Source organism: Streptomyces glaucescens, from assembly GCF_000761215.1.
Taxonomy (GTDB): Bacteria; Actinomycetota; Actinomycetes; order Streptomycetales; family Streptomycetaceae; genus Streptomyces; species Streptomyces glaucescens_B.
This window is the reverse complement of sequence record NZ_CP009438.1, coordinates 248,846-271,461: the sequence shown is the minus strand read 5'-3', so window position 1 is coordinate 271,461 and position 22,616 is coordinate 248,846. Positions and strand designations below refer to the sequence as shown.

The window sequence follows — 22,616 nt, the reverse complement described above, 5'->3', positions numbered from 1 at the left end:
GGGGTGGCACCGGAGCGGCGCACCGGCGTGAAAACCAGGTGCGGCCGACGACGATCCCGTGCCTACGATGAGAGAACGACAACCTCGTCCGAGGGAGCAGAAGGGGCCACGTTGCAGTCGGCGTCACACGCCACGGGTGGCGAGCGGGCGGGCCGCAGGCCGCGCAACGCGCAGGCCACCTGGTGGCCGCTGATCCGAAGACTCGCCACGCACCGCTGAGCCGTGCCGGGAGCGCCGCCGCTCCGGCACGGCGCGGTTCGACGTGCCCGCTTCCCTCACCCGGCCGGTCCCCGGCGTACCCGCCGTCCGTCGCGCCTCGCGCGGACCCGGGAATCCGCGCGGCCCGCCCCTTCCCTCACGAGGCCATGAACGAGAACAGATTCCTTCCCGCGCTGCTGGTCGTGGCGCTGATCGGCACCATCGTCGAGCTGGACATGTCCGTGCCCAGCTTCCCCGGCATCGCCCGGGCGCTGGACGCGTCCGAGTCGTCCGTCCAGCTGACCGTCACCTGCAATTTCCTCGGCTACTGTCTGGGCGCCCTCGTCCACGGACCGCTGTCCGACCGGTTCGGCCGACGCGGCGTCATGCTGGCCGGCAACGGCATCATGCTCGTCGGCGCACTGGGTTGCGCGGTGGCCCCCGGCATCGAGTTCCTGCTGGTGTCCCGGTTCGTGCAGGGCATCGGCGCCAGCACCTCCGTCGTGCTCGTCTTCGTGATCATCGCGGACGTCTACGAGGGCGCCCGGATGCTGCGGATGTTCGGGCTCACCAACGCCGCCATGTCCGCGTTCATGACGGCGGCCCCGGCGCTCGGCGGTCTGGTCGACCGCACCCTCGGCTGGCGCGGCAACTACGCGGTCGTCTTCGCCGTCACCCTGGTGTCGCTGCTGCTGATGGCGCTGTTCCTGCCCGAGACCAGGACCGGGCGGGGCGAGGTGAGCACCCGGCAGGTGGCGGGCGACTACCGGCGACTGCTGGGCAGCGGGGCGTTCGTCACGGCGTCCCTGGTCCCGAGCCTGCTGTTCGCCGCCTACATGGTCTTCATCGCCGCCAGTTCGTTCCTCTACACCGGCGCCTACGGCCTGTCCACGCCGGCGTTCGCGGGCCATCTGCTGGTCGTCGTCGCGTCGTTCGCGGTCACCAGCCTCTTCGCCACCAGGATCATGGAACTGCTCGGCGGTCCCGGACGCAGCGTGACGTGCGGCACCGCCGCCACGCTCACCGGGGTGGCCGTGTTCCTCGTCCTCGGTGACGGCCCGGTGTCCACCACCGTGTCCCTCGCGGTCTTCTGCGCCGGCTTCGCCGCCGTCTACCCCGTCGTCTTCGGCCGGTCCCTCCAGGTGTTCCCCGAGCTGCAGGGAGCGGCGTCCTCGCTGAACATGAGCGGCCGGGCGCTGCTGGTGGCCGTGTTCACCGGCACGGCCGGCAGCCTGTCCACCGGTGACGCCGTCGTCACGGCCGCGGTGATGGCGGTGGCCACCGTGGTGGCCGCACCGCTGGCCCTCCGCGGACCCCGCACCCCTGCCGGCCGGCAGGCCCCGCCCCGTTCGGACGCGAGGACGGGGACCGGCTGAGCCGGCCCCGGTCCCCGGTTCACTCCTCGCCGCGCACGCGGGCGGCAGCCCTGCCGCCCGCATCCGCCCCGGCGTCACGGGCACGCCGGCCGCTTCGCCGCCCCCGCGTGCCCCGAAGCGCGCGCGGGGCCGTCGCGGCCCGGTTCCCGGCCGGAGCGCAGCGGGGTCGTGCGGAACGGACCGGCGACCAGCGGTCGGAGCCCCAGTGCCAGAGGAGTTCCCCGCCTTCGGGGACCGCGGTTCAGCGAGCGGCGGCCGCGTCCAGGCGCGGCCCCGTCCTGGCGAGGGAGCCGGCGTCCAGCGGCGCCGGGCCGACACCGCGGCCGTCCGTGGACAGACCGCGCCACACGCGGTACGCCCAGTTCACGGAGAGCTCGGCGGCCATCACGGCGTCGCCGCCCCGGCGCAGCACCTTCAGCCCGGACCGCCGGTGCCGGCCCGGGGTGACGAGCTCGAACCCCTGGAAGGTGGCGCCGCGCGCCATCGCCCCCCCCAGAAGCCGTCGTCGATGCCGAGGGCGGTCTCCACGACCGCGTGGACCAGGTCGTGCGGCATGGCCGGACCGACCGGCTGGGCGGGCAGCCTGACGTCCGGCCCCTTGCGGGCGCGGACCAGGATCTCGTGCTGGTTGTCCGGCAGCTTCCGGGGAAGGACATCTCCATCACCGCCGACGGAAGGCAGCCGCACGACCGCCGCCAAGGGGTTTTCCCCTCGCACCGGCGCCGGCGGTCCCGTTGTCAGTGCCGTGCTCTACAGTTCCGGCCACTTGATCATTGCGGGTGCGGGAGGCACACAAATGGGGTGGGTGTCGGCCGGCGGCTATGAAGTCGCCCTCGACGACGGCAAGGTGGTGTGCCGGAACGCGGCCGGGCGGCGGTTGAAGTCCGTACCGCCGAAGATCGCCGACGATCCGGCGGTGGTGGGGCTGCGCCAGCTCGCCGAGTGGCTGGAACGGCACGAGCGGCAGTGCCTGGCCGACGTGGAGCGGTGGATGGTGCGCTCGCTGCCGGTGCCGTTCGCCGTCCTGGTGCGGGTGTGGCCGGACCCGGCGTGGCGGGCCGCCCTGCGTGACCTGGTGGTCACGGGGGAGGACGGGACGGTCGCCGGGTTCCTGCGGGACGCCGACCCCGAACGCGGTCTCGGCCTCGTCGACCCCGACGGCGACACGGTCCGGCTCACCCCCGAACTGGTCCGCCTGCCGCACCCGGTGCTCCTCGACGACCTGGAGGACCTGCGGGAGTTCGCCGTCGAGCTGGGTGTCGAACAGCGGGCCCAGCAGCTCTTCCGCGAGGTGTGGCGGCGGCCCGCCGCGCTCGACGCCGACGCGACCTCGGTCGAGGAGTACGCGGGCGGTGCCTTCAAGGAACTGCGCTTCCTGCACGGCCGCGCGACGCAGCTCGGCTACCGCGTGCGCGGCGGCCACGCCGTCTGCTCGGTGCTGGAGGACGGCCGCGCCGTCGAGGCCCGGGTGTGGGTCGGCGACTACGACGGCTACGAGGAGACCGAGACCGGCCCGCTGGTCTTCACCGACCCGGCCGGCCGGGTGCTGAGACTGGGTCAGGTCGGGCCGGTGGCCTGGTCCGAGGGCATGCGCATGGCGGCCGCGCTGTACGCCGGGCGGGACATCGAGGACGAGGAGCGCGCGGCATGACGACGGACGACACGGTGACCCACGACGGATCCGCGCACGGCGGGACCCGCCACGACCGGCCCGCCCACCACGGACCCCGGTACGACGAGACCACGGCGGCCGCACTGCTCGACGCCGGTGCCATCCTCCCCCCGGGCAGCAGGGACCACGAGGACGCGGACGTCCTGACCGTCCGCACGTACACGCATCCGGCGCTGGACGAACGGACCGTCGTGCGGCTGGTGCCGGGCACCCTCGGCGAGGCGGAGGACCTCGCGATGGACTTCCTCGGCCTCGTCCGGGACGCGCGGACCCACGAGGTCGGGCAGGTGCGCCGGGAGACCCTCGGCTTCCCGGCCTGGGCGCTGGTCAACGACCCGGCGAACGGACACCACGCGCTGGCGCTGGTCAAGGACGTCGAGCGGCTGGCCCGCCAGGCCAAGTCCCGCCCCGGCACCGCCAAGGAGGGCTTCGAGGAACTGGGCGAACGGCTCGGCCGGGCCGTGCCGCACTTCCTGCCCACCTTCTACGAGCAGGCCGCCCGCGTCTTCCTCCAGCACGAGAACACCACCTACGCGGCCGCCTTCTTCGGCAAGGCACGCGACGCGGAGCGGGTGCACGCGCTCGGCGTGGACGAGGAGCGGCAGCGCGCCGTGTTCCTGGAGTTCGCCTTCGCCGGGGCCCTGACGGTCAAGGCGCTCAAGGAGCATGTGAAGGACCTCGCGGCACGGCTCAGCCCGGCCGAGGCCTGGGCGCAGTACCGGCAGCTCACCGTGGAACGGTGCGCGGCCGGCATGCCACCGTACGCGTCGCTGCCCCAGGACGCGCGCGCCCTCATCAAGGCGGCGGGCCTGGACCGGGTCACCGAGGAGTGCGCCCTGGTCGCCGATCTGCTGGCCTCCCCGGCGGCGGTGCGGGCCCCGGCCACCTTCTGGAACACCTACCGGGCGACGCTCGTCGTCCTGGCCGGACAGCGGCCCGCCGTACGGGCGCGGCTGCTGGAGATCATGCCGGCCGGGCTGGGCCGCTCCACCGAGGACGACGAGTTCTGGCTGGCGCTGCTCGCGGACACCGGCGCCGACGGCCTGCTGACGGGTGACAGGGGCTCCGCGGAGGAAGCGGACCCGGCCGACGGCTCCGGCACCGCCGACGGCACCGACGCGGCGGACTGGCTCAGCCGCTGGGCGCTGTTCCGCAAGCACGGTGCCACGCACAGCGGACGCTCCTCCGCCACCCTCGCCCTGGTGCGGCGGATGGCACCACGGCTGCGCGCCCAGGGCCGTCCCGTGGACCTCTTCACCGGCCGCTGGCACGCCGGCGCCGACCTCGACCTGCTCGACCTGTGCGTGGCCGAGAGCATACCCCTGGCCTGGCCACCGGCCCACGACACCGTCCATCTGCCTCTCGGCCAGTGGCTCCAGGAGACCCGGCCCGGGCGGCGGGACCTGACGGCCCTCGCCGCGGACCCGTCCGGCCGCCGCCTGCTGTACGCCGCCGTCGGCAATCTGACCGGCCACGGCCTCGGCCCGGCCCTGCTGGAGGGACTGGCCGGACACCCGGTGCTCTCCGACGTACTGCGCGAGTGGCTGGACGACGCGGCCGCCGAACTCTCCGCCGCGGCGGCACTGCCCGCCGCACGCGCGGCGCTGGAGAAGCTGCGCCCGTTCCGCGCGGTCGCGGCCCGCATCAGCCCGCAGGCCGTGGCCCGGGCCGCCGCGGTCGACGTCGCACCGCTGCTCGGCCGCACCCTGCGCGCCGGCATCCCGGACGAGCTGGGCTGGCCCGCCCTGGACGAGGCGCTGCGGCGGCTGGACGCGGAGACCAGGGCCGACCGCGACGACACCCTGGGCGTCCACGAGGCCTGGCCGGCGCTGATCCTGTCCCGCCGGCACAAGGCGATCGTCGTCGGGCCGCAGGAGATCCTGCTGGAGCACGACCTGCGCCTGCCGGCGGAGCTCGACCGCTGGCAGCGGCCGCTGTTCCGCTACACCGACGGCGAACTGCTGGTGATGTGGTGGCACGACGGCAAGCAGTACGGCTACTGGTCGGCCCGCCCCTCCGAGGTGTTCGCGCTCGGCGGCGAGCGGATCCCGCGCTGGTACGGCGGCCGTGACGCGGGCGGCACCTCGATCCCGCTGCCGGGCGGCGGCCGCGCCACCGGCGGGCGCACCCTGCACGCCGGCGACACGGACCTTCCGCCCACCCGCCCCGTCCTCGGGGACGGCACCTCGTACTGGCGCCAGGGACGGCAGGGACGGCAGCACGTGTGGCTCGAGTACGACCCGGCCACCGGCACCCACGCGCGTGCCTCGCTGCCCGCGTTCCTGCGCTCCGGCATCCGCGAGGGCGCCACCCTGCGCCAGCAGCACTGCTCGGTGCTGCCCCTTCAGCCCGGCCTTGAGCACAGCCCGTTCGGCACGGACGGCATCGTCCTCGGCCGCTGGGTGCGCGCCGAGGGCGAGGGCGACGAGGCCCGCGTCACCGTCGGCACGCCGGACGGCCGGACCGCCACCCTGCCCACCGCGCCCGGCCGCACCTCCGGCGTTCCGGTCGGGGCGCTGCGGCTGCCCGGCGGCGCCGAACCCGTCGTCGTCGCCGGCCACCGTCAGATCACTCTGTACACGGCGGACGGCGACGGCGGCCCGCTGGAGCTGGGACGGGTGACCCCGCTGGAGCGCGGCGGTGAGTTCGCCGCCGGAACGCGGCTCGTCCCGCCGGTCGACTTCTGGCACGCGCTGCGGCCGCGCGACGAGAACGCGTCGGCGCTGCTGCGCGCGCTGAGCGACGAGCAGGCGGACGACGTGCTGCGGGCCGGCGCTCAGGCCCTGGCGGAGCGTCAGGCCGAGGTCGCCGCGGCAGCCGCCCGGGCGAAGGCCGACGCGGCCGCGGCGGGCACGGCGGCCGGCACCGGTCACGCCGCGGCGGGCGGGGCGGGCCACGTCACGGGGGACGCCACCGGGCAGCCCGCCGTGCCGAGCGCCGACGAGGTCCTGCGGGAGACCGTCGCGCGCTGCCTGCCCGCCCTCACGGAACCGCACGTGCTCACCGGTGTCGCCGGCCTCGCACGCGGGGTGCTGCGCCTCGCGGAGTCGATCGCCGCCTTCGTGGCGCCCCCGGCCGAGCGGCAGGCGACGGACGCCGAACGCACCCGCGGCATGTTCGCCGGCTACCGCCCCGAGAACGGCGACGACCAGACCCTGCGCGAGGCCGTCGACGGCCTCGCCAACCTGCACGGCTGGTGGGGCGGCGAGCAGCGCTGGAGCGCGCTGCGCCAGATCCGGGCCGTCAACCACGTCCTGTCCGGGAACCCGGCCGGTGGCAGGCCCCTGCCCGGATCGGCCCGGCTCACCGGGCCCGCCGGCGGCTGGCACAGCGACGAGCACACCCTTCCCGGCATCGGCCTGGTGTGGCCGTCCGTGCTCGGACTGCTGCGCCCGCTCGCCTACCGCGCCGCCTCGGCCACCATGACGCACACGCACCGGCAGGCGCTGCTCCTGCTGTTCGACGCGATCACGGAGGGGCCCCTGGCCGCCCCCGGTGGCGCGCTGCGCGAGATCGTCCTCAGCGAGCCGCACACCAGGCAGGAGCGGACCGGCCAGGTGCTGCGCCGGGACGGCCGGACCGTCGTCGTGCTCGGCAGCCAGACCGTCGACCACCGCGAAGGGCGTGTGCACTGGCTGGCCCTGGACCACGACCCGTCCGGTGCGTTCGGCGCGGTCGCCCACTTCACGCTGGAACGGGAGACCGCCTACCCGCCGGTGTTCCCGGCCGACGCGCTGGCCGCGGTGACCGGACTGATCCGGGAGAAGGGGGCCGCGCCCTGGCAGCCGGAGGCGCCCGCCGCGCTGTGCGCCGCGACGCGGGACGGGCTCGGACCCGTGCAGGCGGCCCTGCTGCTCGCGGGGAAGCCGCCGCAGCTCACTGACGAGGTGATCGCCGCGACCGGCCTGAAGCCCCGCCAGAAGCAGCTCGGCGACGCGCTGCTGGGCTGGCTCGGCCCCGGTGACCGGGCCGCGCTGGTCGGCGCGCTGCTGCCCGACGACCCCGCCGGCCTGTGGACGACGGGACCCGACACCGAAGCGGCGGGCCGGGTGTGGGCCGGCCGGCTCGCCGGAGTCGTCCGCCTGCCCGAGGACCTGGCCGCGGAACAGTCCCTGGCGGGGCTGCCCACCGGGACCGCGGAGGAGGTGCTCAACCCGCACCGCACCCCGTGGATCAGCCGCACCACGGTGCAGCGTCCCGGCAAGGACGGCGAACTGGTGCCGGACGATCCCAGGGCACTGCCCGGGCGGTACGACCTGTCGCGTGCCGTGGCCGCCCTCGCGGGGCTCGCCTACTCCCTGCCCTACGGGCACCCCCTGCGCGCCGTGCTGCCCGGGGCGCTGGCCGCGCTGCGCCGCCGCGTCGCGGATCCCGGACTGCTGCTCGACCTCGACCTGGCGTGGACGGAGAAGGGCTCGCCGGCCGCCGCCGAACTGCGCAAGGCGTACGGCATGCCGGCCACCGGAGGCGCCGACGCACAGGGTCTGACCGCCGTGGGCGAGGCACTGGCGCTGCGCCCCTGGTACGGCGACCAGGAGACCGTCCTGGTCCGGCCGGCCGCCCTCACCGGCGCGGACGACCCGGTGTTCGGACTGGTCGAAGGGCTCGTCGGCCCCGCGCGGGGCCACGGCATGCGGGCGCTGCGGACGATCCTGGGCGAGGACCTCGCCCGTGCGGTCGCGGCCGGCACGGACCCCGAGGGGCCCACCGGGTACGCCCAGGACCCGTCGCTGAGCGCGCCCGGCCTGGTCGCCGAGGTCGCACAGGCGCACGGCCTGGGCGCGGACGCGGCGGTGCTCTACCTGCAGCTGCTGGCCCTGCCCGATCCGACGGACCGCAACTGCGCCCGCTGGACGGGCTGGAAGCCGGCCCGGACGAAGAAGGCCCGTGCCGAACTCGCGGCCACCGGCCTGGTCGTCGAGGCCAGGCGGGCGCGCGCCGGACGCACCCTCTTCCTCCCCTGCGGCTGGCTCGACCTGAAGGCGCCCGCCCTGCCGGTGGAGGTCTGGAAGCAGGGCCTCTACCCGGTCGGCACGCACGCCCGCGCGGTGCCGTCGGTGCCGGTGCCGGAGCTGTTCGGGCGCGCGTGGGACCGCGTACGCGCCGGTGACGCCCCGGCGTACGAGGAACTGACCACCCGCGCCACCCGCAAGGGCCGCCGCCGATGACCGCCGTCCACCCACGTCCGGAAGAACCCGCACCGATGACCACCACCCTCCCCGACGCCCCGGCCCGCCAGATCGACCCGCCGGAGGACCGGTACGCGACCGAACTGGCCTTCCTCGCCGCCTACGACGACGGGCCGCGCCCGCCCGCCTGGCGGCTCACCCCGCGCGCCGTCGTCACGTTCGTCATCGGCAGCGGCGGACAGCCGCTGAAGCTGCCCGACGGCGCCGGCGTGCCTGACGGCGTGCCGCGCCGCATGACGATCGCGAGCAAGTTCGTCGGCGACCGGGCGCTGGTCGAACGGTGCGTGGTGACGCTCGCGGGGGAGCGCGGCCTGCTGCTCGTCGGCGAACCCGGCACGGCCAAGTCGATGCTGTCGGAGCTGCTGTCCGCCGCCGTGTGCGGCACCAGCGGCCTGGTGGTGCAGGGCACCGCCGGTACGACCGAGGACCAGCTGAAGTACGGCTGGAACTACGCCCTGCTGCTCGCCCAGGGCCCCAGCCGCCAGGCGCTCGTGCCCTCGCCCGTGCTGACCGCGATGTCCCGGGGGGCGATCGCCCGCGTCGAGGAGGTCACCCGCTGCCTGCCCGAAGTGCAGGACTCCCTCGTGTCGCTGCTCTCCGAGCGGCGGATGGCGGTGCCCGAACTCGCGGGCGCCGCGGACGCCCTGGCGCACGCCGCGCCCGGCTTCAACCTCATCGCCACCGCCAACCTCCGCGACAAGGGCGTCTCCGAGATGTCCGCGGCCCTCAAGCGCCGCTTCAACTTCGAGACGGTCGGCCCCATCGGGGACATCGACGCGGAGATCGCGCTGGTGCGCGGCCAGGCCCGGGCGTCCGTGGCGCGCGCCGGGGCACCGTTCCAGGTCGACGACGCCGTCCTGGAGGCACTGGTCACCGCGTTCCGGGACCTCCGGGAAGGCCGGTCGGCGGAGGGCTGGGAGGTGGAACGGCCGTCCACGGTGATGAGCACCGCCGAGGCCGTGTCGGTCGCCGGGGCGCTCGCGCTCGCGGCGGCCTACTTCCCGGGCGACCGTGATGTGCTGGGGCTGCTGCCGGGGCACCTGCTGGGCGTGGTCCGCAAGGACGACCCCGCGGACGCCGCCCGGCTGCGCGGCTACTGGGACGGTCCGGTGCGGCGCCGCGCCGAGCAGGGCTCCGCCACCTGGCGCACCCTGTGGGACCTGCGCACGGTCCTGGAGGGCTGACGGCCGTGTCCCTGTCCCACGGGGCCGCCGCCGCGGACGGCTCGCCCTCCGCCGCCGCGTCGTCCCCCTTCCCCCTCCCGCCCGACGGGGCGCTCGCCGCGCTCACCGCCCCGTCCGCGCCCTACCTCGTCGGCGTACGGCACCACGCGCCCTCCCTGGCCGCCGCCGTGCCGGCGCTGCTCGACGAGGCGAAGCCGGACGTGCTGCTCGTCGAACTGCCCGCCGAGATGCAGGAGTGGCTGCCCTGGCTGGGGCACCCGGAGACGCGCGCCCCCGTCGCCCTCGCCGCCGCGCCCGGCGACGGCGGTGAGGGCGACGGGCCGGCGTTCTATCCGTTCGCGGACTTCTCGCCCGAACTGGCCGCCGTGCGCTGGGCCGCCCGCCACGGCGTACCGGTCATCGCCTGCGATCTGCCGCTCGCCGACCGCGCGTGGGCCGAGGGACGGAGGGCCGCCGGGCGGCGGACCGGCGGCCCGGGTCTCGGCGACGCGCTGCGGGCCCGGCTGACGGGCCGTCCCGGGGACGACCTGTGGGACCGCCTGGTCGAGGCCACCGCCCCCGGCTCCCCGCCCGAGGCCCTGCGCCGGGCGGCCCTGCTCACCGGGTGGGCGCTGCGCGAGGACGCGATCGCCGCGGGCGGGGTGCCGGAGCTGGACCTGCGGCGCGAGCGGTGGATGCGGGACCGGCTGGCCGAGTCGACGGCGCGCGGAGAGCGGGCGGCCGTGGTGCTCGGCGCGTTCCACGCCCCGGCGCTCGCAGGCCAGGACGCCGGCGCCGTCGGTGGCGGGGATCCGGCGCCCGTACGGGAGGCCGCCGGGGCCGCCGGCGGCTCCGTCCGGGCGCCCGCACGGTCCGGCACCGCCGCCGACGACGCGCGGCGGCCCGTCCGGACGACCTCGCTGATCCCGTACTCCTACGCCCTCCTGGACGAGCGGTCCGGGTACCCGGCGGGCATCCGGGACCCGGAGTGGCAGCACATGGTGCTGCGCGCGGCCGGCGATCCGGCGGCGCTGGAAGAGGCCCTGACACGGGCCGCCGTGCGCGTCTGCGCCGAACTGCGCGACCTCGGCCACCCCTCGGGCCCCGCCGACGCGCGCGAGATCAGCCGGTTCGCCTCGGACCTCGCCCGGCTGCGCGGCCTCCCGGCGGCGGGCCGCGGCGAACTGGTCGAAGCCGTGCAGACGGTACTCGCGCAGGGTGAGCCGTACGGGCGGGGGCGGGCCGTGGCACGGGCGATGGAACGGGTGCTCGTCGGCACGCGCACCGGGCGCCCCGCGCCGCAGGCGCCGCGCAGCGGTCTCGCCCCCGCGGTGGAGGCCGAGGTCGCACGGCTCGGCCTGCCCGGTCCGGACACCGGCGGCACCGGTACGTCACGGGACCTGCGGCTGGACCCGCTGCGAAGCGACCTCGACCGGCGCCGGGAGCTGCTGCTGCGCCGTCTGACGGTGTGCGGGGTGCCGTACGGGGAGGCCAAGGAGGTCGTCGCGGCGGGCGGCACCGACGCCCTCACCTCCCGCTGGGAGGTGCGCTGGACACCCGCCACGGCGGCCATGCTGACCGCGGCCGGCGCGCGCGGGGTGACCGCGGCGCAGGCCGCCGAAGGAGTCCTGCGCCAGCGGTGGCGGGCGGAGCGCGACGAGGGCGGCCCGACGGCCGCGCAGGCCCTGGCCGGGCTCGAACAGTCAGCGGTGTGCGGGCTGCCCGGACTCGCCGACGAGCGGCTCGACGACCTCGCCGGCGTGCTGCCGCGGGCCGGCACCCTGCCGGAGCTGCTGTCCGGGCTGGCCCTCCTCGACCGGCTGCGGGCCGGGCACGTCCCCGGACTGGACGCCGGGCCGGCCCGGGTGGCCCGGGTGACCGGCGTCGCGGACCTGCTCACGGCCGCGGCCGTGCGCCAGGTGGACGGTCTGACCGGCTCGGAGGACCCCGCCGACGCCCACGCCCTGCTCGAACTGGCCCACCGTGCCGACGTCTCGGGCGGCATCCGCCTCCTTGCCGCCCTGGCCCGGCTGGCCGCCGACGGATCCCCGCTGATGCGCGGCGCCGCGGGCGCGGTGCGCGTCCTGCTGGGGCAGGAGGACGCGCACGCCTTCGGGGACCGTGTGGCCTCGTGGGTCGACGGGGCCACCGACCCCGGATCCAGGGCCGCGCTCACCGCCCGGCTCAGCGGGCTGCTGACGGCCGCGGGTCCGCTCCTGGAGGCGGCGGCGCCCGCGCTGGAGCCCCTGCTCACCCGGGTGTCCGAGCTGCCCGACCGGGCGTTCCTCGACCGGCTCCCCGCGCTGCGCGGCGGCTTCGACACGCTCAGTCCCGCGGCCCGGGACCGGCTCCTCGTGTCCGTCGAGCAGCGCCTCGGCACCGCGCGGGTCACCGACACGCACGGCGTCGACCCGGCCGCGCTCGCCGCGTGGACGCGGGCGGACCTCACCGCGCGGGACACCCTGCGGTCGCTGGGGCTGCTTCCCGCGCCGGCCCCCGCCGGGGCGGGGGACACCGCCACCCCGCAGCCCCCGACCGGCACCTCGCCCACGGACGCCACCCCCGGAGCCGCCGGCACCGAGGACCACCGTCTCGCCCCCGCCGACCGCTGGCGCCTGCTCCTCGGCCGCCGCACGGACCGGCTCCCGGCCGCCGCCGCGCCGTTGGCGACCGCACTGGACGAGTTGTACGGCAGCGGACGCGGCGAGGGCAGCCGCGGGGACCTGACGGGCCGGGGCACCGGCGGCGGACGGCAGGCGCCGTACCCGGGCGTGCGCGAGTGGTCGGAGGAACTGGCCGCGCTGTTCGGGCCGGGCATCCGCGAGGAAGTGCTGGCCGCGGCCGCCGCGTCGGGCCGCAGGGACGTGCTCGCCGAGCTGGACGCGGACGCCGTGCGCCCCTCGGTGGATCTGCTGCGCACCGTGCTGCGGCACGCGGGCGGGCTGCCCGAGGCCCGGCTGGCCGCGCTGCGCCCGCTCGTCCGGCGGCTGGTCGACGCGCTGACCCGGCAACTGGCCACCCGGCTGCGACCGGCCCTGCACGGCACCGCACTGCCCCGCCCGAGCAGACGCCCGGGCGGCGGCCTCGACCTGCCGCGCACCCTGCGGGCCAACCTGGCGGCCGCGCGCCGTGCGCCGGACGGCACGGTCCGGGTGATCCCCGAGCGGCCGGTCTTCCGCACCCGCGCGCGCCGGAGCGCCGACTGGCGGCTAATCCTGGTCACCGACGTGTCGGGGTCCATGGAGGCGTCCACGGTGTGGGCCGCGCTGACCGCCTCGGTGCTGGCGGGCGTGCCCACGCTGTCCACCCACTTCCTGGCGTTCTCCACGGAGGTCATCGACCTCACCGGGCACGTGGACGATCCGCTGTCCCTGCTGCTGGAGGTCAGCGTGGGCGGCGGTACGCACATCGCGGCCGGCCTGCGGCACGCGCGTGAACTGGTCACCGTGCCCTCGCGCACCCTCGTCGTGGTCGTCAGCGACTTCGAGGAGGGCTATCCGCTCGGCGGTCTGCTCGCCGAGGTGCGCGCGCTCGTCTCGGCCGGCTGCCACGTCCTGGGCTGCGCGAGCCTCGACGACACCGGTCGCCCCCGCTACTCCACGGGAGTCGCCGGCCAGCTCGTCGCCGCGGGCATGCCCGTCGCCGCCCTCAGTCCGCTGGAACTCGCCCGCTGGGTAGGGGAGAAGATCGCATGAGCCCGGACCTGCCTCCGGTCGCCCCGTCCGTCACCGCCGAACTCGTCGAGGCGCTGTCGCCGCGCCTGCGCAAGCGGCTGGACGCGGGCATCGCCAGACTCGCCGCCCGCCCGGTCGTCCGCGAAGGCGACCTCGTACGGATCGCCGTGGACGACGAGACCGACGTCGTGCTGCACGCGCAGGGCGGGACGGTGTCCCGCGCGGACGCGATCCGCTGCGGCTGCCTGCTCGCCCCCGACTGCCTGCACCGCGCGGCGGCGGCCTCCGTGGCACCGGTCGCCGCCGACGCACCCGTCGCCGAGGAAGCACCGGTCGCCGAGGACGCGCCGGCGGCCCAGGACCGCCCGGCCACCCGCTCCGTCGACCCCGGCGACCCGGATGCCGCTCCCGCCGGTGCGCATGCCGGGGTCACCCCAGCCCCTGCTCCGGCCGAGGGCGCCACCGTCGAGCAACGCGCCGCCGCCCGGGCGGTCCACGCCGCGGCGGCCGCCGTGCTCGAGGCCGGCACGGACGGTGCCGGCGCCGTGCTCCAGGCGGAGTTGCTGCGCGCCGCGCACACCGCCCGCCTCGCCGGTCTGCCCCGCGCCGCGGCCGCGGCGATCTCCGTGGTGACCGGGGTGCGCGCCGCCCGCTCAGCCGACCCGGCGTACCGCCTCACCGACCTCGTCGCCGCGCTGGCCGCCACGCTCGGCATCACCCGTCGCGTCCCGCACGCCACGGGCGCCGAGCTGGCCGAACTGCGCGGCACGGTACGGCAGCCGTACCGTCCGGACGGCTCCCTGCGGCTGTACGGGCTGTTCTCCGAACCCGTGCTGACGGCCACCGGCTACGCGGGCGTGGTCACCTGGACCGCCGACGCCGAAGGGCGCCTGTACACGGTGTCCGACGTGGCGCCCGGCGGGCCCGCCCGGGCGACGGGCGCGGCCGACCGTGCCGTACGGCTCGGCGACACCGCCCTGACCCACCGCGAACTGTCGCGCGCCGGCCTGGCGGTGTCCGGTGCCACGGTCTCACCGACCGGCCGTCTCGGCGCCGGGGCAGGGGTGCGGGCGGTCCGCGCGGCCGGCGCCGCCTGGCGCGCCGAGCCGCTGGACCGGCTGTGGTCCGCACCGGCCGCCGAGCAGGTCGCCCGAGCCCTGAACGACGGGCAGGACCTGCTGTTCCTCGAGGTGACCCTCCTGGGCTCGGTGCGCGAGAGCACCGGTGACTGCCTCCTGGCCGACTGCGCGGGCGTGCCGCTGAGACTGGTCGCCGCCCACGACGATCCCTCGCTCCCGTACCGGGACAACCTGCGGCTGCTGGCCGCCGCCCGGGGCAGCCGCCTGCGGATCGTGGCCCGGCTGGTGCCCGGGACGCCGCCCCGGGCCCTGCTGCTCGCCACCGAGCACCCCACCGATCCGGACGCCCGGGTGGACGCGGGCCTGGACCGGCTCCAGCGCGCGGACCTGCCCGCCGACGCCGTCCAGGACCCGCCCGACACCCTCCCGGCCGGGGACGAGGCCCCCCTGCACCTGCTGCGCCGACGTGTCCACCAGGCGGTGTCCGGGGGCCGCCGGGTCCTCGCCCTGTCCGCCTCCCCCCACGGCGAGGCGGGGGACGGCGCCCGGCTGCGCCGTCTCGGCCTCGCCACGGCGGGCGACGTCCTCGACGACCTGTACTCCACCGCCGCGGTCCGCTCCCGCGACGCCTTCGGCCGCCTCCTCCCGTCCGACGCCGCCCCGTTCGCCCGTGCCTGGCTCGCCGCCGCCGTCTGCGCCGACGCGATCGAGAGGGCCCTGTGCGCCGGTGCGTGGGGCGCCGCCGCGGACACGGCGTCCGCCTCGGGCCTCCTCACCCACCGGTGAGCCCCGGGACGCGACCGCGGTCCGCCGGCGAACGCGCGGCGGACCGCCGGGCTGCCGGGGGCCACGACGGCACGGACGCCCGGTGGGACCAGGCTCCGGCGCGGCAGGCGGCCGGAGGCGTCACCGAGCCGCAGCCCGGCGCGCCACCGGCCCGAGGCAGGGCCCCGAGGCCCGGGACGCGCGCTCGAACGCCGAGGTCCGGGACGCCCGGGGGATCCCGCCGGTCGCTGCCGAGCCGGCCGGACGGAGGTGCATCCCCTGGGGTGTGTCGTCACACTCCCGTCTGCCTCGCGACGCCCTGCACGCCCTTTCACCGCACCGGGCCCCGACCCGAGTACGTCCGCATCAGGGCGCGAGCCCGCCGGGTGTGACGCAGGTCCTCCGCGCTGTCACAGGGGTGTCACGGTGGGCCGGGGCGGCCCCAGCTCCGGGTGCCGCCGGGCGCGCGGTCGTCCGCGTCGCCCGGCGGGTGCTCAGCGCACGGCGGTGAACGCCGGGGCCAGGTACCGGGCGCCCTCCCGGACACCGCGAACGGCGATCTCCCCGGTGGCCGGCAGCCGGCCGAGCAGGGAGCCGGTCAGACACGCGTTCTCCGGGCGGGAGGCGTACCGGGTGTCCGCCCGCGGCACCGGCACGACCAGGTGCGGCGGCGCCCCCAGCGCCTCCGCGACGACCGAGGCCCACGCGGCACGGCTGACCCGGTCCGGTCCGCCGAGGTGGAGGACCGGGGGGACCGCACCCCCGGCGAAGAGCACGGCCGCCGTCACCCGGGCGACGTCGTCCACCAGCACCGGCGTCGTCCACTGGTCCTCCGGCACCGTGACCTGCTCGCCGCGCAGCAGCCGGTGCGCGCACGCGGCGAAGAAGTTGAGCCACTTGCCGGCGTCGGCCGGCTCGTGACCGTAGACCAGGCTGACCCGCAGCACCACCGCGTCCGCGGCCGCGTCGAGCACGGTCCGTTCCGCGGCCAGCTTCGCGCGGCCGTAGGCGTTGGCCGGGCAGACCGGGGTGTCCTCGGAGTTGTCGGGGCGGGAACCGTCGAAGACGTTGTCGGTGGAGACCAGCAGCAGCCTCGCGTCCCCGGCCCGCCCGGCGAAGTTGGCGGCCGCGGCGGTGTGCGCCGCGACGGCCCGGGCCGGGTGCTCCTCGCACCAGGTGACGTCGGAGGGCCCGTGCACGAGGACGATGCGCCGGGGCTCCAGCCGGGCCACGAGCCGGCCGCACGCCTCGGGTTCGGTGGCGTCCAGGGCGTGCCAGCGGACCCCCGGGACGTCCGGCAGGCGGTCCGGACGGTGGCGGGAGGTGACGGTGACCGACTCGCCCGCCGCGGCCAGCCGCCGCGCGACGCCCAGGCCGACGAACCCGCTGCCGACGACGAGCGTGCCGCCGGCGCTCATCGCGCGCCCGCCCGGGCCAGCCGGTCGGCGAGCAGCCTGCCGACGCCGATCAGTCCGTGGTCGTCGTCCGGTCTGCCGAGCGACACCATGGCGTCGACCGCCTCCGCGTCGAGGCCGAAGCACCCCAGCCGCACCAGCTCGCCCACCAGCAGTTCCCGGTAGCGTTCGCCTACCGCCAGGGCGAAGCCGCCCATCACGACGTACCGGCACACCCCGATGGACGTGAAGACGGCCCCGATCGCCTGGGCGAGGGGGGTGACGGTGCCGCGCAGCACCTGTGTGGTGAACGCGTCGCCCTCCCGCACCGCCGCGGCGATCGCCGGGTTGTCGATGCCGTCCGCCCGGCCGGCGCAGCGCTCGGCCAGCCGGGACCGGGCGAAGCCGGCCGGGTCGGCCCCCGCCGCCCGCCGGACCGCGGCGAGCACTCCCCGTCCGGAGGCGATGGCGCCGAGGTGGCCGCGCCCCCCGCAGTCGCACAACGGCGCCCCGGGGGAGGGATCGCACACCCAGTGGCCCAGTTCGCCCCCGTGCCCGTCCGCGTCGAGGAGCACCTCACCGCCCCGGAAGACCTTGTTGCCGATGCCGGAACTGACGGTGATCAGGCAGAAGGGCTCGGTCTCCGTCGCCGCGTAGCGCCAGGCGGCGGCGGTCAGGTCGTTGACGACCTCGACCGGCGCCCCGATCCGCTCCGTCAGCAGCCGCCCCAGGGGCAGCGGTTCACCGCGCCGCCCCCACACGGTGGGCGCGGCCAGGACGAGACCGCCGGCCGAGATCGGCCCGGCGAAGGCCACGCCGACCGCACGAGGGGCCGTGCCCCCGGTGTGCCGGCGGACCTCGTGGACGATCTGCTCCACGACGCGGTGCTGCAGCGCGGCCACGGAGTCGCGCGGATGGCGGGCCATGCCCTCGACCGGTACCCGGCGCACGCGGGTCACCGCCGTCGCCTCCGGGTCGTAGCTGCCGGTCCGCAGCGTCGTGCCTCCCACGTCGAGCACGGTGAGGACGCCGCCGGGCGCACCGCCGGCCGCGCGGCGCGCCGGGCCGCCCGCCGGGGTGACGGCGGCGAGACGGTCAGACTGCGGGACGGTCACGGAGCTCCTCCTCGAAGACCAGCAGCCACAGGTCGCCGGCCGAGTCGTTGACCAGGCCGTGCTCGCCGTGCGGACGGTTGACGACGACGTCCCCGGCACCGACGCGGAACTCGGTCCCGTCCCGGTACATCAGGCCGCTGCCGCTGAGCACCACGTACGTCTCACGGTCGCGGCCGTGCCGGTGGCGCCCTATGGACGTACCGGGCGGCAGCACGGCGATGTCGATGAACTCCGCTCCCGGAGCCCCCTCGGCCCGCGAGAACAGGCGGTGGGCGAGGATCGTGCCCAGCCCGCCGTGGTCGTTCTCCTTGCCCCGCAGGAGCGTGTCGAGGCTCACCACGTCGTACTCGGTCACGACGTGCGCCCCTCCCGCGCCAGCGCGTCCAGAGCGGCCCGCAGCACCTCGGCGGGCACGTCCTCCAGCCGCTCCACGAAGGTCGCCTTGCCGATGCCGGTCGGCACCACGAGGTGCAGCTCGCGCCCCCGTCGCTGCCAGGACGCGTGCAGGGCCTGCGTCATCAGCTCCGGAGTGCAGGTGGCGGGGTCGAACACGGGAAGGCCGATGCGGCGCAGCAGCGTCACCACGCGCCGGCAGCTCTCCGCGTCGGCCAGTCCCAGCAGCCGGGCCAGGTGCGCCGACAGGGCCATGTCCACGGCGACGGCCTCGCCGTGTTCCAGGCGGTGCCCGCCGGCCGTCTCGATCACCGGGCTGAAGGTGTGCCCGAAGTCGACGAGCCGGGCGAGGTCGTGCTCGCGGAGGTTGGGGCACAGCTCCTCCATCATCAGCCGCATGGAGGTGCGCACCACGTACGTCTCCAGCGCGCCGTCGGAGGAGCGCAGGAAGGCGTCGGGGTGCTCCTCCAGCGCCTCGAAGAGGCCGGCGTCCAGGATCACGGCCATCTTCACGATCTCCGCGAGGCCGCAGCGGATCTCCCGGGCCGGCAGCGTGGCCAGCAGGGCGGGATCGTTGAGCGAGGCGTGCGCGGGGTGGTAGGCGCCGAACATGTTCTTCGTGTTCAGGGCGTTGACCCCGGTCTTGACCCCCACGCCCACGTCCACCTGCCCCACCAGGGTGGTGTTGACCTTGATGTAGCGGATGCCGCGCGCGTACATCGAGGCCGCGAAGCCCACGATGTCCGCCACGATCCCGCCGCCCACGGCGAGCATCACCCCGTGGCGGTCCAGGCCGCTCGCCTTGGCGATCGCGCACACCCGTTCCACCGACGCGAGCGTCTTGTTGCGCTCACCGCTGTCGATGGTGTGCACGCTCCAGCTGCCCGGCTCGAGGCGCGCGTCGAGATAGGCGCGCAGCCGGTCGCCGTAGATGCGGTCCACCGTGGGGCCGACGAAGGCCACCACCCGGCGTCCCGCCACATAGCCGGCGAGGAGTGGGTTGTGGGGGTCGAACACCCCGTCGGTGACGTCCACGCGGTACTGCGTGCCGTCCGGCGCCAGCAGGTCGAAGCCTCCGGCGTCCTCACGGACTCCCTCAAGCTGAGCAAGGGCCTGGCCTGACATCTCTCTCCTCGGTCCTCGTGCCGTGCGGTTCGCCGTCGGTGAACACGCGGGTGACGGCCTGTACATGCGGGTGGCCGGGCAGGTCCTCCAGCGGGACCGGCCGGCCGTGCCGGTCCGCCACCGGCAGCCTCCAGTTGGGGTGCACCCCGGCGGTGCCGGGGAGGTTCTGGGGCCTGCGGTCGCCGGTGGCGTCCGGCAGCCAGACCCCGAGCAGCGTCGACGGCGTGCGGGTCAGGAAGCGGTGCAGGGCCACGACCTCGCCGCCGGCGTCGGGCAGCAGGTCCAGCCGGCGCAGTTCCGCCAGCCAGCCGTCCCGTTCGGCCGCCGCCTGCGCCTTCTCCTCCGGTTCCGGGCGGGTGAGCAGTCCCAGCCGGGCCCGCAGGTCGACGTGCTCGCCGCTCAGCCACGCCGCGGTCGTCGGCAGGTCGTGCGTGGTCAGCGTGGCCAGGCAGTTCGTGCGCCACTGCTGCGGCGGCAGCGGCCCGTGCCGTCCCTCCGACCCGCCCAGGTACTCGAAGCGCTGCACCGAGGTGCCGAGCACGCCACGCGCGGCCAGTTCCTCGCGGACACCGCGCTCCACCGTGCCGAGGTCCTCGCCGATCACCACCGCCCCGGCCCGGTGCGCCTCCAGCAGCAGCACACCGAGCATGGCCTCGGCGTCGTAGCGGACGTAGGTGCCCTCGGACGGCGGCCGGCCCTCGGGGACCCACCACAGCCGGAACAGGCCCATGACGTGGTCGACCCGCAGCGCCCCCGCGTGCCGCAGGCCGGCCCGCAGCAGCCCGGCCAGCGGGCGGTACCCCTCGGCGGCCAGCGCGTCGGGCCGCCACGGCGGCTGGCCCCAGTCCTGCCCGAGCCGGTTGAAGTCGTCCGGGGGAGCCCCGACACTCATCCGGCCGGCCAGGCAGTGCTGGAGCGTCCAGGCGTCGGCGCCCTCGGGGGCCACGCCCACCGCGAGGTCGTGCACCAGTCCGATGTTCATGCCGGCGTCCTTCGCGGCGCGCTGGGCGCCGGCGAGCTGCTCGTCGGTGATCCACGCCAGCCAGCGGTGGAACGCGACGGCGCCGGCGAGTTCCCTGCGCGCCTCGGCGACCCGCGGCGAGCGGGGGTCGCGCAGCCCCTCGGGCCAGGACCGCCAGGCGCCGCCGTGCACCTCGGCCAGCGCGCACCAGGTCGCGAAGTCCGTCAGGTCCTCGCCCTCGCGGGCGACGAAGGCCTCCAGAGCCGCACGGCGGCCCGGCGCGAGCGGCACCTCGTACACCCGGCGCAGCGCCTCGTGCTTGAGGGCGCGCACCGCCTCCCGGTCGATCAGCGCCGCGCCGCTCAGTACGCGCTCGTTGAGCGCGCGGGCCCGGGCGGCACAGGAGTCCACCGCGCGGCGGGCCTCCCCCTCCAGGTACCGGTACTCCGGTACGTCCTCCACCCGCACGTGCATCGGGTCCGCGAACCGCCGCGAGCTCGGCCGGTACGGCGACGGATCGGGCAGCGGACCCGGCTCCACCGCGTGCAGCGGCCCCAGCTGGACGAAGCCGGCACCCAGCGCGCGGCCGGACCAGGACGCCAGCTCCGCGAGGTCCGCCAGGTCGCCCATGCCCCAGGACCGGCGGGAGAGCACCGAGTAGAGCTGGACCAGGAAGCCCCAGGCGCGCCGCTCGGGCACCGGGACGCGCTCGGGCACCGACAGCAACGGCGCGGACGCCCGCCGTCGGCCGGCGACGGCGTGCAGGACGTGCGCGCCGGGCGGCAGCGGTGCGGCGGGGCCGGTCTCGCCACCGCCCTCCAGGGCGACGCGAACCTCGGCGCCGGGCGGCAGCCGCAGCGGTACCGCCGATCCGGCCCGGGCGACCACACAGGCCGGCAGCAGCCGGTCCGTGTCCGCCGCGCGCCGTGCGGCGAGGGCCCGCCGGGCGGCCTCCGGGGTGCTCGCGTCCACGCCGCACGAGGCCAGGACCGCGACCAGGGTGTCCGCGGCCACCGTGACACGGCCGCCCCGGTCGGTGACGTACTCGGTGCTCACGCCGTACGCGTGGGCCAGTTCCTGCAGGGAGGCGTCGGCGTGGCGGGCGCTCACGGGCGGACCTCCACCGGCGCGAAGAGCCGTTCCAGGACGGAGGCGACGCCGTCCTCGTCGTTGCCGGGGGCTATCTCGTCCGCCATGGCCCGCAGGTCGTGGTGGGCGTTGGCGACCGCCACGCCGTGGGCCGCCCAGGACAGCAGCGGGATGTCGTTGGGCATGTCGCCGAAGGCGACGGTGTCGGCGCCGGTGAGGCCCAGCAGCCGCGCGGCCCGGGCGACACCCGTGCCCTTGTCGGTGCCCGCGGGCAGGACCTCCACCATGCCCTTGACCGAGTGCACGACGGTCACCTCGCCGCCCGTCAGCCGCCGGGTGACGGCGGCCAGCCGGTCCTCGTCGACGTCCGGGTGGTGCAGGATCAGCTTGTCGATGGGCGCGCTCCACAGCAGCTCCCGGTCGGCGGTCACGTCCCAGCCGTGCCGGACCCGCTCGCCGAAGGCCGGGGTGACCTTGAACCGGCTCTCCGGCGGCGAGGTGACGATGCCGAGTTCGACCGGGCCGAGTTCCGCCTCGACCTTCGCGACGACGTCGCGGGCCAGGTCGCGGTCCAGGGACTGCGAGGACAGCAGTCGGTCGGCGCCGGCGTCGTACAGCTGCGCGCCCTGGCCGCAGACGGCCAGCCCCCGGTAGCCGAGGGTGCCGAGCAGGTGCCGGCAGGCCACCGCCGGCCGGCCGGTGACCACCAGGTGGTGGGCGCCGGCCGCGGCGACCCGCTCCAGGGCGCGCCGGGTGCGGGCGGACACCGTCAGGTCGCTGCGCAGCAGGGTGCCGTCCAGGTCGGTCGCCACCAGCCGGAACGCCGGTGCCCGGGTCGGTACGGCGTCCCAGACGACCCGGCCGGAGCGCAGGGTCACCATGGCCACGGCGTGGCTCGCGACGGGCGGCCCGTCCAGCGTCCCCGAGAACCCTCCGCGGCCGTCCGCGGCGAGCGGCCGCAGGACGGCGCCGCCGGGTGCGGGAGCCGGTTCGTCGGAGGCGAGGGTCTCGGTGGCCGACTCCAGCGGGCCGGGCGTCCCCTCGGCGGCCGCGGCCGCGGCCGCGTCCGGACCGGCGCCGGGCGCCGCCGGGGACGCCTCGGCCACCAGCTCGACCCGGTCCGCCCGCGGATGCGTGTACCGCACCCGCCAGGTGCCGTCCGGACCGCCGAAGACGCGGAACCGGTTCGCCAGGCGGGCCTGCAGGTCGGGCCGGCCCGCCCGGCGGGCCAGTTCGGCGCAGCGGACGAAATCCCCACGGTCGTGGGCCGACGCGAACAGCCGCTCCCAGGTGTCCGGTTCCAGTTCGTCCGTGCCGCACCCGAGAGCGCGGGCGAGGGCGAGGTCGTCACCGCGTTCCGTCGCCGCGCGCACGATCAGGTCGCGGTGCCCGGCAAGGGCGGCGGGGGGCAGCGCCTCCAGCC

General features: G+C 76.7%; 13 protein-coding genes. 6 read left to right on the top strand and 7 right to left on the bottom strand.

Going from position 1 to position 22,616, the window contains the following annotated elements; translation table 11 throughout:
* Positions 1-365 precede the first annotated feature (365 nt).
* Entirely contained in the window at positions 366-1,574 is a 1,209-nt protein-coding gene (locus SGLAU_RS01055; protein ID WP_078957538.1) for an MFS transporter, read from the top strand.
* A gap of 241 nt (positions 1,575-1,815) precedes the next feature.
* Here the strand turns inward: SGLAU_RS01055 and SGLAU_RS01050 are convergent, their stop codons facing one another.
* Positions 1,816-2,058: a hypothetical protein gene (locus SGLAU_RS01050; RefSeq protein ID WP_043497496.1), complete on the bottom strand. Its 243-nt coding sequence runs from the start codon at positions 2,056-2,058 to the stop codon at positions 1,816-1,818.
* A 312-nt stretch (positions 2,059-2,370) separates the two neighbouring features.
* Here SGLAU_RS01050 and SGLAU_RS01045 point away from each other — a divergent pair, with 312 nt between their 5' ends.
* The 5 genes from SGLAU_RS01045 to SGLAU_RS01025 are packed head-to-tail and all read left to right on the top strand — an operon-like array spanning position 2,371 to position 15,137.
* A complete protein-coding gene (locus SGLAU_RS01045) occupies positions 2,371-3,225 on the top strand; it encodes a DUF4132 domain-containing protein (RefSeq protein ID WP_043497494.1) in 855 nt (284 codons plus the stop codon).
* Positions 3,222-8,414 carry a hypothetical protein gene (locus tag SGLAU_RS01040; RefSeq protein WP_078957537.1) on the top strand — a complete coding sequence of 1,731 codons (5,193 nt, stop codon included), beginning with the start codon at positions 3,222-3,224 and terminating at the stop codon, positions 8,412-8,414. The genes SGLAU_RS01045 and SGLAU_RS01040 overlap by 4 nt, the downstream gene beginning before the upstream one ends.
* Before the next feature lie 35 nt (positions 8,415-8,449).
* Positions 8,450-9,619, top strand: coding sequence for an ATP-binding protein (locus SGLAU_RS01035; protein ID WP_043497491.1), 1,170 nt, complete (start codon positions 8,450-8,452; stop codon positions 9,617-9,619).
* 11 nt (positions 9,620-9,630) lie between these two features.
* Positions 9,631-13,293: a DUF5682 family protein gene (locus SGLAU_RS01030; protein WP_052414027.1), complete on the top strand. Its 3,663-nt coding sequence runs from the start codon at positions 9,631-9,633 to the stop codon at positions 13,291-13,293.
* Entirely contained in the window at positions 13,290-15,137 is a 1,848-nt protein-coding gene (locus SGLAU_RS01025) for a hypothetical protein (RefSeq protein ID WP_043497489.1), read from the top strand. The genes SGLAU_RS01030 and SGLAU_RS01025 overlap by 4 nt, the downstream gene beginning before the upstream one ends.
* A 473-nt stretch (positions 15,138-15,610) precedes the next feature.
* Here the strand turns inward: SGLAU_RS01025 and SGLAU_RS01020 are convergent, their stop codons facing one another.
* Genes SGLAU_RS01020 through SGLAU_RS36880 form a run of 6 tightly spaced genes read right to left on the bottom strand, consistent with a single transcriptional unit; the run spans position 15,611 to position 22,074 of the window.
* Positions 15,611-16,534, bottom strand: coding sequence for an SDR family oxidoreductase (locus SGLAU_RS01020; protein WP_043497487.1), 924 nt, complete (start codon positions 16,532-16,534; stop codon positions 15,611-15,613).
* A complete protein-coding gene (locus tag SGLAU_RS01015; RefSeq protein ID WP_078957535.1) occupies positions 16,531-17,625 on the bottom strand; it encodes an ROK family protein in 1,095 nt (364 codons plus the stop codon). Before SGLAU_RS01015 ends, SGLAU_RS01020 begins: the two co-directional genes overlap by 4 nt.
* Positions 17,606-17,980: a cupin domain-containing protein gene (locus SGLAU_RS01010; protein ID WP_052413551.1), complete on the bottom strand. Its 375-nt coding sequence runs from the start codon at positions 17,978-17,980 to the stop codon at positions 17,606-17,608. The genes SGLAU_RS01015 and SGLAU_RS01010 overlap by 20 nt, the downstream gene beginning before the upstream one ends.
* The gene (locus SGLAU_RS01005) at positions 17,977-19,143 is read right to left on the bottom strand and encodes a sedoheptulose 7-phosphate cyclase (RefSeq protein ID WP_043497484.1); all 1,167 of its coding nucleotides are present in this window, start codon (positions 19,141-19,143) and stop codon (positions 17,977-17,979) included. Before SGLAU_RS01005 ends, SGLAU_RS01010 begins: the two co-directional genes overlap by 4 nt.
* Positions 19,115-21,214: a 4-alpha-glucanotransferase gene (malQ, locus tag SGLAU_RS01000; RefSeq protein WP_043497481.1), complete on the bottom strand. Its 2,100-nt coding sequence runs from the start codon at positions 21,212-21,214 to the stop codon at positions 19,115-19,117. The genes SGLAU_RS01005 and malQ overlap by 29 nt, the downstream gene beginning before the upstream one ends.
* The gene (locus SGLAU_RS36880) at positions 21,211-22,074 is read right to left on the bottom strand and encodes an HAD family hydrolase (protein WP_244315311.1); all 864 of its coding nucleotides are present in this window, start codon (positions 22,072-22,074) and stop codon (positions 21,211-21,213) included. Before SGLAU_RS36880 ends, malQ begins: the two co-directional genes overlap by 4 nt.
* Positions 22,075-22,616 lie beyond the last annotated feature (542 nt).